The sequence below is a fragment of the Polaromonas sp. P1_G2 genome, assembly GCF_056405515.1.
Genome location: NZ_JBFUBY010000112.1, coordinates 1 through 12,137, shown reverse-complemented (window position 1 = coordinate 12,137; position 12,137 = coordinate 1). Strand labels below are relative to the sequence as shown.

At 65.2% G+C, this 12,137-nt stretch carries 10 protein-coding genes; 1 reads left to right on the top strand and 9 read right to left on the bottom strand.

All coding sequences use genetic code 11. From position 1 onward, the window contains the following. The 6 genes from AC1D0P_RS13210 to AC1D0P_RS13185 form a co-directional block, all read right to left on the bottom strand. The coding region (locus tag AC1D0P_RS13210; RefSeq protein ID WP_477677160.1) for an aldehyde dehydrogenase family protein at nucleotides 1-1,254 on the bottom strand (1,254 nt) is incomplete at its 3' end. Next, nucleotides 1,251-2,048, bottom strand: coding sequence for a gamma-glutamyl-gamma-aminobutyrate hydrolase family protein (locus AC1D0P_RS13205; RefSeq protein ID WP_477677159.1), 798 nt, complete (start codon nucleotides 2,046-2,048; stop codon nucleotides 1,251-1,253). The genes AC1D0P_RS13210 and AC1D0P_RS13205, both read right to left, overlap by 4 nt. 134 nt (nucleotides 2,049-2,182) lie before the next feature. Continuing rightward, nucleotides 2,183-3,316 carry an iron-containing alcohol dehydrogenase gene (locus AC1D0P_RS13200; protein WP_477677158.1) on the bottom strand — a complete coding sequence of 378 codons (1,134 nt, stop codon included), beginning with the start codon at nucleotides 3,314-3,316 and terminating at the stop codon, nucleotides 2,183-2,185. Between the two features lie 30 nt (nucleotides 3,317-3,346). Next, entirely contained in the window at nucleotides 3,347-3,856 is a 510-nt protein-coding gene (locus AC1D0P_RS13195; protein WP_477677157.1) for an N-acetyltransferase family protein, read from the bottom strand. A gap of 7 nt (nucleotides 3,857-3,863) precedes the next feature. After that, nucleotides 3,864-5,249 carry a glutamine synthetase family protein gene (locus AC1D0P_RS13190; protein ID WP_477677156.1) on the bottom strand — a complete coding sequence of 462 codons (1,386 nt, stop codon included), beginning with the start codon at nucleotides 5,247-5,249 and terminating at the stop codon, nucleotides 3,864-3,866. Between the two features lie 20 nt (nucleotides 5,250-5,269). Further along, nucleotides 5,270-6,760, bottom strand: a complete 1,491-nt coding sequence (locus AC1D0P_RS13185) for an amino acid permease (protein WP_477677155.1) — start codon at nucleotides 6,758-6,760, stop codon at nucleotides 5,270-5,272. A gap of 190 nt (nucleotides 6,761-6,950) precedes the next feature. Between AC1D0P_RS13185 and AC1D0P_RS13180 the strand changes: the two genes are divergently transcribed. Then, a complete protein-coding gene (locus AC1D0P_RS13180) occupies nucleotides 6,951-7,916 on the top strand; it encodes a helix-turn-helix domain-containing protein (RefSeq protein WP_477677154.1) in 966 nt (321 codons plus the stop codon). 124 nt (nucleotides 7,917-8,040) lie between these two features. Here the strand turns inward: AC1D0P_RS13180 and AC1D0P_RS13175 are convergent, their stop codons facing one another. The 3 genes from AC1D0P_RS13175 to AC1D0P_RS13165 form a co-directional block, all read right to left on the bottom strand. Then, on the bottom strand, nucleotides 8,041-9,156 hold the full coding sequence (locus AC1D0P_RS13175; protein ID WP_477677153.1) for a 2-aminoethylphosphonate--pyruvate transaminase: 1,116 nt from the start codon (nucleotides 9,154-9,156) through the stop codon (nucleotides 8,041-8,043). 713 nt (nucleotides 9,157-9,869) lie between these two features. After that, nucleotides 9,870-11,576, bottom strand: a complete 1,707-nt coding sequence (locus AC1D0P_RS13170; RefSeq protein ID WP_477677152.1) for a putative 2-aminoethylphosphonate ABC transporter permease subunit — start codon at nucleotides 11,574-11,576, stop codon at nucleotides 9,870-9,872. Further along, nucleotides 11,576-12,137 (bottom strand): TOBE domain-containing protein (locus AC1D0P_RS13165; protein ID WP_477677151.1); only part of this gene is annotated, 562 nt, incomplete at its 5' end. The genes AC1D0P_RS13170 and AC1D0P_RS13165, both read right to left, overlap by 1 nt.

Here is a 12,137-nt window from a genome sequence, read left to right as displayed (position 1 = left end):
GTCGCAGCAGTTCCAGTAGACGCTGCCGGCGTTGACCTGGGCCAGCAAAGCCCGGGCGCGCGCCTCGTCGGGCGTGAACACGCCGGCCGTCAGGCCGTAGCGCGTGTCGTTCATGAGTTTCACGGCCTCGGCATCGCCCGAAACCTTCTGGATGCCGATCAGGGGGCCGAAGCTTTCCTCGCGCATGAGTTCCATGCTGTGGTTCACGTTGCTGAAGACCGTGGGCTCGTACCAGTTGCCGGGGCCGGCCCCGCGTTTGCCGCCTGCCAGCAGGGTGGCGCCCTTGGCTTTGGCGTCGGCAACCTGGGCGTCCAGCACGTCGAGTTGCGGCGCGCGTGTAATGGCGCCAATGTAAGTGTCTTCGCTCATGGGGTCGCCCATCTTGAAGGTCTTCACCGTTTCCAGGAAGGCGGTGACGAAGGCGTCGTAAATTTTCTCGTGCACATAGATGCGTTCGACCGAACAGCAGCTCTGGCCGGTGTTGTACATCGCGCCGTCGGCCAGCGACTCGGCCGCGTTTTTGACGTTGGCGTCTTCGCTGACATAGGTCGGGTCCTTGCCGCCCAGCTCCAGTTGCAGCTTGGCCATGCGCGGGCCCATGGCCTGCGCGATCTTCGCGCCTGTCGCATACGAGCCGGTGAAGAAAAGGCCGTCGATTTTCTGCTCCATCAGCGCCGCGCCCACCGCGCCGCCGCCGATCAGCGGGATGAAGACATCCTGCGGCACGCCGGCCGCATGCAGCAGGCGCGCGATCGCCACGCCGGTCATGGCGGCGTACTCTGACGGCTTGTAGAGCACTGCGTTGCCGGTGAGCAGCGCCGGGATGAACACATTGCCGCCGACGAACCAGGGGTAGTTCCAGGCGGAGATGTTGGCGACCACGCCCAGCGGCGTGTGCTCGATCTGCTCGGTCATGCCGCCCTCGTTGAACACGGTTTGGGTGTCGGTGGCGCCGGCGGCCTCGGCCAGGAAGAAATCGATGCGTCCCAGCAGGCCGTTGAGTTCGTTACGCGACATCTTGAGCGGCTTGCCGGTCTCGCGCGTCATGACGGCGGCCAGCGCGTCGAGTTCGGCGACCACGCCCGCGCGAAAGCGCGTAATGCAGTCCTTGCGCTCGGCCAGCGGCACTGCCGCCCAGGCGGGCTGCGCCGCGCGCGCGCGCTTGGCCTTGGCGGCGACGGAGGCCGCATCGTCGGCGGGCAGTTCGGCGATCAGCGCGCCGGTGGCGGGATTCTGGATGGTGAGTGTGTTCATGCTGGTCTGGTTTTGTGTTTGGCGGCGGCCACGGCCGTGAGGAAATCGTCGAGCACGGCCGCGTCGTCTATGGTGTCGGAGCCGGGTTTGTGGAATTCAGGGTGCCACTGAGTGGCGGCGATGTAGCTTTTGGTCTTGTCCTTGCGGCGTATGGCCTCCACGATGCCGTCGTCCACGCTGAAGGCCTCGGCTTCGAATTCGGGCGACAGGTCCTTGATGCCCTGGTGGTGGATGCTGTTGACGCGCGCGCGCTCCACGCCGGGGTACAGCGCCGACAGCCGCGAGCCCTGGACGATGTTGACGCTGTGGAAGTTCTGGTCGTAGGTCGCGGCGTCGCGGTGCACAAAGGAGTCGGGCACCTGGGTGTTGATGTCCTGGTACAGCGTGCCACCGAAAGCCACATTGAGCAGCTGCAAGCCGCGGCAGACACCGAAAACCGGCTTGCCGGCCCGTTCAAACGCGGCCACCAGGGCCTTGTCGTATTCGTCGCGCACGCGGTCGCCCGACCATTTTTCGTCCAGCGGATCCTCGCCGTAGCTGCCGGGCCAGACGTCGGCGCCGCCGTGCAGCACCAGGCCGTCCAGCCACTGCGCGTAATGTTCGTAGGTCACGTCGCCGCGCTGCGTGCTGCCCGTGGGGCAGGGCACCATGACCACCATGGCGCCCGAGGACATGACCCAGTGCGCGATGGACTGTTCGACGTATTGCAGCGTCTTGCCGGTGAAATAGGAACGTGTCGGATCGGCGTGCGAGAAGCAGGCCGACAAACCTATTTTGAGACGACTAGCGGCCATGCGAGCACCTTTCTTAAAAGTGGTCGTGCTGTTGTACCCAAGCAGGGGCCGCGGAACCGGCTTTGCCGGGCCGCAGGCGCAGCGGCCCCCTCGGGGGGCAGCGCATTACACGAAGTGAAAAGCGTGGGGGCCATTTACAGGGCGGCCTCAAATAATCGTTCAAAGTCCTCGGCCTTGCAAGGCCGTGGATTGGTCTGGTGGCAGATGTCGGCCGTGGCGATCTCGACCAGGCGCGGCAGGTGCTCGCGCTTGACGCCGTGGGCCGACAGCGAACCGGTGATGCCCACGCTTTCCTTCAGCTGCTTGAGCCAGGGCACCAAGGCCTTGCCGCCGCCGGCCACGCCGCAGACATGGGCCAGCTCGTCGAACTTGGCGGGCGCCGACTCGTAGTTCCAGGCCAGCACGGTGTCTATCATCAGCGCGTTGGCCAGGCCGTGGTGCAGGTCGCAGACGGTGCCCAGCGCATGTGCGCAGGAATGTACCGCGCCCAAGTCCTTCTGGAAAGCGATGGCGCCCATCATGGAGGCCATCATCATGTCGCTGCGCGCCTGCAGGTTGGAGGGCTCCTTGACGGCGGTGAGCAGCGCGCGCGCGGCGATGCGCGTGCCTTCGAGCGCAATGCCGTCGCACAGGGGGTGGTAGGCCGGCGAGAGATAACTTTCGATGTTGTGAGTGAGCGCGTCCATGCCGGTGGCGGCCGTCACGTGGGGCGGCAGGCCCAGTGTGAGTTCCGGGTCGGCGAACACCACCTTGGCCAGGATCTTGGGGCTGAACACCACGCGTTTGATGTGTGTGTCGTTTTCGCTCACGACCGAGGAGCGGCCGACTTCGGAGCCGGTGCCCGAGGTGGTGGGCAGGGCCACAAAGTAAGGAAGCTCGTTGACGATGGGCCGCACCTGGGGGTGGTCCCAGACATATTCGAGGATGTCGCCTTCATGCGTGGCGGCAATGCCCACCACCTTGGCCACGTCCAGCGCCGCGCCGCCGCCGAAGCCGATCACGCAGTCGGCCTTGTGCGCCTTATAGGCCGCGGCGCCGTCCATGACCTGGCTGCAGGTCGGGTTGCCGAAGACGCCTGAGAACACGGCCACGTCCAGGCCGGTCAGGTGGGTCTTGAACTCGGCCAGCACCGGCAGCGCGCCCAGCGCCTTGTCGGTCACGATCAGCGGGCGCTTGCAGCCGGCGGCCAACAGGGTTTCGGCAACCTGCTTGCGCGCGCCTGCGCCGAAACGGATGGCGGTGGGGAAGGAAAAATTGGTGGTGCTCATGGGGTGTCTTTTTTCGGTTGGCGGTAAGGGTCAGGTGGCGGAAGTCAGCTGCAAATACATATGCTGTTTGCCGAACGGTACGCCGTTCACGCGGATGGCGTCGGGCTCCACGCCAAAAGCCGCGAAGCCGGCGCGTTCATACAGGGCGGCGGCCTGCCGGTTGCCCTCGGTCACGGTCAGGATCAGCAGTTCCACGCCCGCGGCCCTGGCCGCCTGCACGACGGTGTTGACCAGGGCCAGGCCCAGGCCCCTGCCGCCGTATTCGGGCGCGACGTACATGGCGACCAGCGTGGCCTTGTGGCGGTTTTTCAGCCGGGTTTCGCGCGTCATGCCGACCACGCCGGCCAAGGCGCCATCGATGAAGCCGCCCCACATCACGGTGTCCGACGCGGCGGACAGGCGCTTTTCGGTGTCGGCCGGCGGGCGCAGGTTTTCTTCCTCGAAACTGGAAGTGAAGGCGTCGGGGTGCTCGCGCAGCCCGCGCAGGCGCAGTTCCCGGTAGACCGGTGCGTCGGAGATTTCAAGGCGGCGGATCTGCATCAAGTCCTTAGATGATTTCAAAATAGCGTTTCATTTCCCAGTCGGTCACAGCGTCCAGCCACTGGCGCCATTCCCACTCGCGCGTGGCCGAGAAGTGGTCCACGAAAGTATCGCCCAGCCAGTCGCGCGCAATCGCCGATTTCTGGAAAATCCGCGTGGTTTCTATCAGGGTGCGCGGCGCGCGGGCGATGTGTTCGGCCCCGGCGTTGGTGCCGGTGATGGGCGCGCCCAGCTTCAGGCCTTTTTCAACGCCATGCAGGCCGGCCGCGATCACCGCCGCCATGGCCAGGTAGGGGTTGACGTCGGCGCCCGGGCAGCGGGTCTCCAGCCGGGTGGCCTTGGGGCTGCCGGCGATCACGCGAAAGCTCGCGGTGCGGTTGTCCATGCCCCAGGTCGGCTTGACGGGGGCCCAGAAGCCGTCGACCAGGCGCTTGTAGCTGTTGATGGTGGGCCAGATCATGGGGCCGAACTCCATCATGCAGGCGACCTGGCCGGCGATGTAGCTTTCGAACAGCTTGCTCATCTTGCGCGGATTTTTCGCGTCGTAGAACAGGTTGTTCTTGCCGTCGGACAGGCTCTGGTGGATGTGGCCGCTGCAGCCCGGCAGCTGCTGATGGGGTTTAGCCATGAAGCTGGGCATGATGCCGAAACGCGAGCCGATTTCCTTGGCGCCGGTCTTGAACAGGATGGCGCGGTCGGCCTGCTCCAGCGCTTCGCTGAAGGCGATGGCGACCTCGTAGACGCCCGGGCCGGTCTCGGTGTGCAGGCCCTCGATCGGGATGCCGAAGGCCAGCATCTCGTCCATGAGGGCGTTGAAGAAGCCCTGGTTCTGGTTCATGCGCAGCAGCGAATAGCCGAACATGCCGGGCGTGAGCTTCTCCGCACCCACACCGTTTTTGGCGGCCCAGCTCTGCGGCGTCTCCAGGAAGTTGAACCACTCGAACTCCATGCCCGTCATGGGCATGAGGCCCATCTTCTCTGCGCGCTTGAGGACCCGCTTGAGCGTCTGGCGCGGACAGACGGCATGCGGCGTGCCGTCGGCGTTGACGAACTCGCCGAGCACAAAAGGCACTTTGTTGTCCCAGGGCACGTGGCGCAGCGTGGCCAGGTCCAGCCGGGCCAGCGCGTCGGGGAAGCCGTGCTGCCAGCCGGTCACCGTGGTGTTGTCGTAGCAGTTGTCCATCATGTCCCAGCCCAGCACCACGTCGCAAAAGCCGAAGCCGCCGCCGGGATAGGGTTCGGCCGCGCCGAAGAATTTGTCCTTGTGCAGGTACTTGCCGCGCAGCACGCCGTCGATGTCGCTGACGGCGACCTTCATCTTGTTGGCCCCCGATTTGCGCAGCGCGTCGAGCACACCGCGCGAGGCGGAGGGGGTGGGAGCTTTTTTGGCCATGGTCTGGGTCGCCTTGTGGTTCAGGGATGGGCGGCGGCCCGGCCCTTTTCGGCCAGGCTGATCGCGAATTCTTCTTCGGGCGAGAGGATCAGCCGGTGCCGGCCCATCACCGCGAAGTAACTGACGCCGATGGCGAACCACAGCGCGACCCAGAGCACCCCGATGCGGTAGACCGGGTCGCTGAGCTGGAAGTAAATGGTGACCAGCGCGATCAACAGGGTCAGGATCGCGCCCGGCACGCCCAGCGGGCTGCGGTAAGGGCGCTCCATGTGCGGCAGCTTGCTGCGCAGCCGGATGAAGGAAAGCGCCTGCATCACATAGGAAAACATGGCGCCGAACACCGCCATGTTCAGCAAGGTGCCGCCGATCACCGCGGAGCCCTTGTCGACGCCCAGCGTGAACCACAGCACGAACATCACCACCAGCGCGACCACCGAGCCGACGATCATCGCGATGTGCGGCGTCTTGCGGCTGCCGTGCGTGACCGACAGCGCCGAGGGGAAGTAGCCGGCCCGGCTCAGCGAATAGATCTGCCGGCCCTTGGCGAAGATGATGGTGTGAAAGCTCGCCACCAGGCCCAGCACGGCCACCAGCGCGAGCACCTTGGCGATGCCGTCGCCGTAGATCGCCTTGAAGCCGTCCAGCAGCGGTTCGGCCGAGGTGCTGAGCGCGTGCGAGCCTATGCCGGCGACCGAGGGGTTGAGCCACAGGATCATGAAGGCGGAAACAATCAGCGTGAAGATGCCGGCGATGATGCCGCGCGGCATGTCGCGGCGCGGGTCCACCGACTCTTCGGCCGCCAGCGGCAGCTGCTCGATGGCCAGGAACAGCCAGACGGCAAAAGGCAGGGCCGCGAGCACGCCGCCGAAGCCCAGCGGCAGGAAGGGGCCGCGGCCCTCGGGCAGCACGGCGCCGCCGGCGCCCACGTTCATGGCCCAGCGCGCGAAGTCGATCTTCGGCAGGGCGCTGACCCAGAAGGCCACAAGGCAGGCCAGCGCCAGCAGCGTGACGGCCAGCGTGATCTTGAAGGACAGCTCGACGCCGACGATGTTCAGGCCGATGAAGACGACGTAAAAACCTATCCACCACAACGGCTGCCAGGCCGGCGGCGTGCCGAAGATGCTGCCCATGTAGCTGCCGATGAAAAACACGATGACGGCCGGCGTCAGCACGTACTCCACGTTCTCGGCCAACCCGGTCAAGAAGCCGCCCCAGGGCCCCATGGYGGTGCGGGCGAAAGAGTAAGCACCGCCGGTGTGCGGCAGCGCGGGCGACATTTCGGCCAGAGAAAAGGTCAGCCCCAAGTACATGACGGAAATGATGATGGTGGCCAGCAGCATGCTGCCCCAGCCGGTAGCCAGGCCCAGGTTCCAGCCGGCGAAGTGGCCCGAGATCACGGCGCCCACACCGAGGGCCCAGAGCGACCAGACGCCGGCATAACGGCGCAGTCCCCTCTTTTCAAAGTAGCTGCCGTCGACTTTCGCGTACTGGACGCTGGAACGTTCTGACATGGGTACCTCCTTGGAGCTTGCAGGGTTGGGGGCCCGGTGGGGCCGTGTTGCATCCTAGGGCGGGGGTGGGCGCGCTGAAATCCCATTTCGGCAAACTGCGCGGATGAGGCGCCGGCGAAGTGAGCGAAAGTAAGTCGAACTGTTTCAAAGCGTAGCTTGCATGCGGCACGAATCCTGCAAGAATGCGGCGATGGCACATCCTTCCGATACCGCCCAGCCGGCCCCACCGGCCCTGTTGTCCCACGCGTCGTTTGCCGACGCGGACGAGCAGGCAGCTGCGCTCACGGGCTGGAACCAGAGCTACCTGCAGCTTTCGCGCGGTGCGTTCGGCGGAGAAGTGCGACAGCTTGAGTTCGCGGGCTTGCGGCTCTTTGTGGAAAGCCTGCGGGAGTCGGTCTACCAGACCGGCCAGATCCGCGAAGGGGCGCTGGCCTTGGGTTTGCCGCTGCAGGTTGATGGGCCCAGTGTGTTTTGCGGTGCGCCCAGTGATGCAGGGGCGCTGCATGTGTTTTCGGGTGAGTCGGGTTTTGAGTTCCGCTCGTCCCGCCGCCATGTGATGTTGGGACTGGAGCTGGATGAGGCCGCCTGGCGCCGCTGCGGTGAGCATGATCCGGCGCTGCAGGCCCGGCTGGGTGCGCAGGCCGGCTTGCGCCGGCTGGACGGCGCGGCGCAGGCGGGGCTCAGGCAGTGCCTGACCGGCGTGCTGGATACCGTGGAAGCGGCCCCTGCGTTGCTGCAGTCGCCCGCTGTGCAGGCCGCCATGCTCGACACGGTGATGGAGCAGCTCGGCCGTGTTCTTGCGCCGACGGGTAGCGCGGACGCTGTCGGCACTCACGGGCATTGGACGCTGACGCGGCGCGCCCGTGAGCTGGTGCATACGCAACTTGATCAGCCGCCCACTGTGCTGGCGCTGTGTGAGCAACTCGGCGTGAGCCGGCGAACCTTGCAAAACGGTTTTCAGACGGCGCTGGGCATCAGCCCCTTGGCTTATCTGCGCGCCGTGCGCCTGAACGCCGCCCGGCAGGCGCTGAAGACCGCCACGTCCGTGACGGCGGCTGCAACACACCTGGGGTTTTGGCATTTTGGTCATTTCGCGCACGACTACCAGCAAATGTTTGGCGAGCTGCCTTCCGAAGCATTTCGCCGAAATCATTAGGCCCCCACGCTTTTCACTTCGTGTAATGCGCTGCCCCCCGAGGGGGCGCTGCGCCTGCGGCCTGGCAAAGCCAGTTCCGCGGCCCCTGCTGGTGAAGAGAAGCCAGGGCCGCTTGGTTCTTTGCTCAGGCCGGCGCGGCAGAGGTGATGCCCATGTCCTGCAAGGCGCCCGCCACGGCCTGTACCGCCTGCGCCATTTCATTCGGGCCTATGGCGCCTATGCAGCCGACCCGGAAAGTTTCCACCTGGGTCAGCTTGCCCGGGTATAGGACAAAGCCGCGATCTCGCGCGGCGGCGTAAAAGGTCTTGAAGTCGTAGCGGCTGTCGGCCGGCGCGTGAAAGGTCACGATGATGGGGGCCTGGATGGCCGGGTCCAGGAAGGGCTTGAAGCCGAGTTTCGCCATACCGGTGATCAGCGTCCGGTAGTTGCTTTCATAGCGTGCCAGGCGCGCGGGCTGGCCGCCCTCTTCCTCGAACTGGGCAATCGCCTCGGCCAGCGCCACCACCACGTGGGTGGGCGGCGTGAAGCGCCACTGCGTGGTCTTTTCCATATAGGCGTACTGGTCGTGCAGGTCCATGGCCAGCGACTGGCTGCGGCCGGCGCAGCCGTCCAGCACCGCCTTGCGGATGAAGACGAAGCCCATGCCGGGCACGCCCTCCAGGCATTTGCCGCTGGCGGCCACCAGGGCGTCAAAGTGCACCTTGCGCGCGTCGATCTCGATCGCGGCGAAGGAACTCATGGCGTCCACCAGCAGGCCCTTGCCATGGGTCTTGCAGACGTCGGCCACTTCCTTGAGCGGGTTGAGCACGCCGGCGCCGGTCTCGCAATGGATCAGCATGACGTGGGTGATGCTGGTGTCGGCTTCCAGCATGGCGTCCAGCGCGGCGGGCGAGACCTGGGCGGCTTCGTCAAAAGGCATGACGGTGCAGCGCCGGCCCATCAGCGTGGTGAGTTTGGCCGCGCGCTTGCAGTACGCGCCGTTGTCCATCACCAGCACATGGCCGTCGCGCGGCACCACGGTGGCCACCGCAGCCTCCACGCTGAAGGTGCCGCTGCCCTGGAGTGGCACGACAACGTGCGAATCCTGGCCATGGATGACGTCCAGCAGGCTTTTGCGCACGCTGGCTGTGACGGCGTTGAAGTCGCTGTCCCAGGAGCCCCAGTCTTTCAGCATCGCGAGCTTGGWGCGCAAGGTGGTCGTTAACGGACCGGGCGTCAAAAGGATTTTGTCTCTGTCCATGGTTTGTCTCTTTGGTTTTCGAATCTATGCCGGTGAACGGTTCGGGCTGTGCCTGTCGAAGGCTGGTTTTTGATCGGACGATGCTGGATTTGCCGAGGCTTGCTGGCCGGGGTTGCCCGGCGGCAACTCACTTTCTTTTGCTTCGCCAAAAGAAAGTAAGCAAAGAAAAGGCGACCCTGGTTGCTGCGTCCCTCCGCTTCGCTGCGGGCAACCTGCGGTGCTCGGTCCGGACGGGGTCAAAAACAACTCGCTTCGCTCAAACAAGTTTTTGCCCTGATCCGTCTGGACCTCCGCTCCTCGGCGCATCCACAAGGGGTGGGGAGAAGAAATACCGAAATCCGCAAGGACACGCCTTGGCGTGTCCTTGTTTGTCTTTGTCCCCGCTCCCGCTTGCCCCGTCCTGGCTGGGCCGAGGAGCGCAGACGGAGGCGGATCAGGGATCGCGCTTGTTTGAGCCGAAGGCGAGTTTGCGCGAGACCCCGCCGCAGTCGAGCACCGCAGGTTGCCCCGGAGCGAAGCGCAGGGGACCCAGACTGCGGGTCGCCTTTTCTTTGGTGACTTTCTTTTGGCGAAGCAAAAGAAAGTTACTGGCCGCCGGGCCATTCCCGGCCAGCCACACCTGGCAAAGATGACGCAAGCCGGAACGAAGCCAGACTTCGATACCTCAACCCGAACCGTCAAGATCGGGCTTCCGCTCGTGAGAACCACAACGCTCATCCTTTCCACGCCTGCGTTCGCCGGTTGACCCACCACGCCAGCGCCATGAACAGCAGGGTCGCAACCGTCGAAGCAGTACCGATCAGCACCGCCATGGCCGCCGCGGCGCCGATTTCGCCGGCCTCGTCGAGGTTCAGGATGGCGATGGAGGCGACCTTGGTTTCGGGCGAGTAAAGGAAGACGACGGCGGAGATCGTCGTCATGGCGTTGATGAAGAAGTAGCGCGCGATGTCGACCAGGGCCGGCGTGCAGATCGGCAAGGTCACGCGCCAGAAGGTCTTGAAGAAGGGCACCTTGAGCGAGGCGCTGACGGCCTCGAATTCGCCGTCCAGCGCCTTGAGCGCCGTCACCGCCGTGAGGTGGCCGGTGGTGTAGAAGTGCACGATGGTGCACAGCGTGAGCAGGGTCAGTGTGTGGTACAGGCCGTTCAGCGGGTTGTCGGGCGCGTTGAAAAAGAAGATGTAGCCCAGGCCCAGCACCAGGCCGGGCACCGCCATGGGCAGCATGGCCAGCATGCGCACAAAACCGCGCAGGCCGTCCATGCCCTTGGTTTTTTCGAGCAGGTAGGCGCTGACGAATACCAGGGCCGTGCCGAAAAAAGCCGTGCCCGCCGCCATCTTCAGGCTGTTAAGGAAGCCGACGCCGACTTCCGCATCGACCAGACCCATGGTGTAGTGGCGCAGGCTGGGCGTGAGGTTGTAGGGCCAGAAGCTCGCGAAGGAGGCGAACACCGCCATGCCCAGCATGGCCAGCACCAGGAAGGCGATCGCGCAGCAATACAGCGTCATGGCCCAGTCGTAGCCGCGCGAGGGCGTGGGCCGGTAGGGCACGGCGCGCGCCGTCAGCATCGCGGTCTGGCGCTTGCTGACGTATTTGTCGACCGCGAAGGTCAGAACGGCCGGCGCCAGCAGCAGGATGGCGACCACCGCGCCCTTGGCGAAGTCCTGCTGGCCTATGACCAGCTTGAAGACGTCGGTGGCCAGCACGTTGAAGTTGCCGCCTATCACTTTCGGGATGCCGAAGTCGGTCATCACCAGCGTGAAGGTGACCAGCGCCGCCGAGATCAGGCCGTACTTGGCGCCGGGCAAGGTGATGGTGAAGAACTTGCGCCTGGCGCTGGTGCCCATGGCGTCGGCGGCTTCATACAGGCGCGCATCCGACAGCGTGAGCGCCGTGACCAGGATCATCAGTGCATGCGGGAACACCGCAAAACATTCGGCCACCACGATGCCGGGCGCGCCGTAGATCTGGTCTATGCCGATGCCCTGCATCCAGCCCTTGAGCACGCCCTGGTTGCCGAACCAGTAGATCAGCGAAATCGCCGACAGCAGCGAGGGCGCCAGCAGCGGGATCAGCGTGATGCCGCGAAACAGCGCCTTGTACTGCATGCAGGAGCGCGCCAGTGCATAGGCAAACCCAAAGGCCAGCGGCACGGCGACCAGCGTGACGACGGCCGACACCCAGAGGCTGTTCCACAGGCTCTCGAGCAAGGCGGGTGTCTTGGCGTATTCGATGAAGTTGTCGAACCAGACGAAGCCGCCGGATTTGTCGAGCAGGGCCTGCTGCAGGATGGCCAGCAGCGGCGCGGCGAGGAAGGCGACCAGGACCAGGGCAACCAGCGCCAGGGCCGCGTAGGCGATGTGGTCTATCCAGTGCGCGCGCTGCCTGACCATGGGCGGCGCGGGGGGCGTGAAGACCGGCATCAGAACACCTTGATGCGTTCGGGCAGCAGCTTCAGCGGCAGCGAGGAGCCGACCTGCAGCGACTGCTCCGACAGGAAATTGAGCGACAGGTAGACCGTGAGCTTGTGGCCCCCCAGTGCGGGCGAGGCCACGTGCACGTGGCAAAAGGAGCCCAGGAACTCGATCTTCTCGATGGTCGCGTCGAACACATGGGCATCGCCGGCGGCGATCGGCCGGGCCAGCACGTCTTCGGGCCGCAGGTAGATCTTCGCCTCGCGGTCGGCGCCATCGCAGGGCAGGCACAGCGCGCCGAACTTCATCTCGCCGCCGCTCACGCGCACCGGCATCACGTTGACCTTGCCGACAAAATCGGCCACAAAGGGTGAAGCAGGTTCGCGGTAGATTTCCATCGGCGTACCGACCTGCTCGATCAGCCCGTGGTTCATCACCACGATGCGGTCGGCCACGCTCAGGGCTTCCTCCTGGTCGTGCGTGACCATGATGGTGGTCACGCCCAGCTTTTGCTGCAGCGCACGTATCTCCTGGCGCAGCCGTACGCGCTCCAGTGCATCGAGCGCCGAC

Bases quoted from the DNA above. Each gene is read 5' to 3' on its own strand.
- AC1D0P_RS13205 (WP_477677159.1), bottom strand. From the start codon at position 2,048: ATGGCCGCTAGTCGTCTCAAAATAGGTTTGTCGGCCTGCTTCTCGCAC.
- AC1D0P_RS13200 (WP_477677158.1), bottom strand. From the start codon at position 3,316: ATGAGCACCACCAATTTTTCCTTCCCCACCGCCATCCGTTTCGGCGCA.
- AC1D0P_RS13195 (WP_477677157.1), bottom strand. From the start codon at position 3,856: ATGCAGATCCGCCGCCTTGAAATCTCCGACGCACCGGTCTACCGGGAA.
- AC1D0P_RS13190 (WP_477677156.1), bottom strand. From the start codon at position 5,249: ATGGCCAAAAAAGCTCCCACCCCCTCCGCCTCGCGCGGTGTGCTCGAC.
- AC1D0P_RS13180 (WP_477677154.1), top strand. From the start codon at position 6,951: ATGGCACATCCTTCCGATACCGCCCAGCCGGCCCCACCGGCCCTGTTG.
- AC1D0P_RS13170 (WP_477677152.1), bottom strand. From the start codon at position 11,576: ATGCCGGTCTTCACGCCCCCCGCGCCGCCCATGGTCAGGCAGCGCGCG.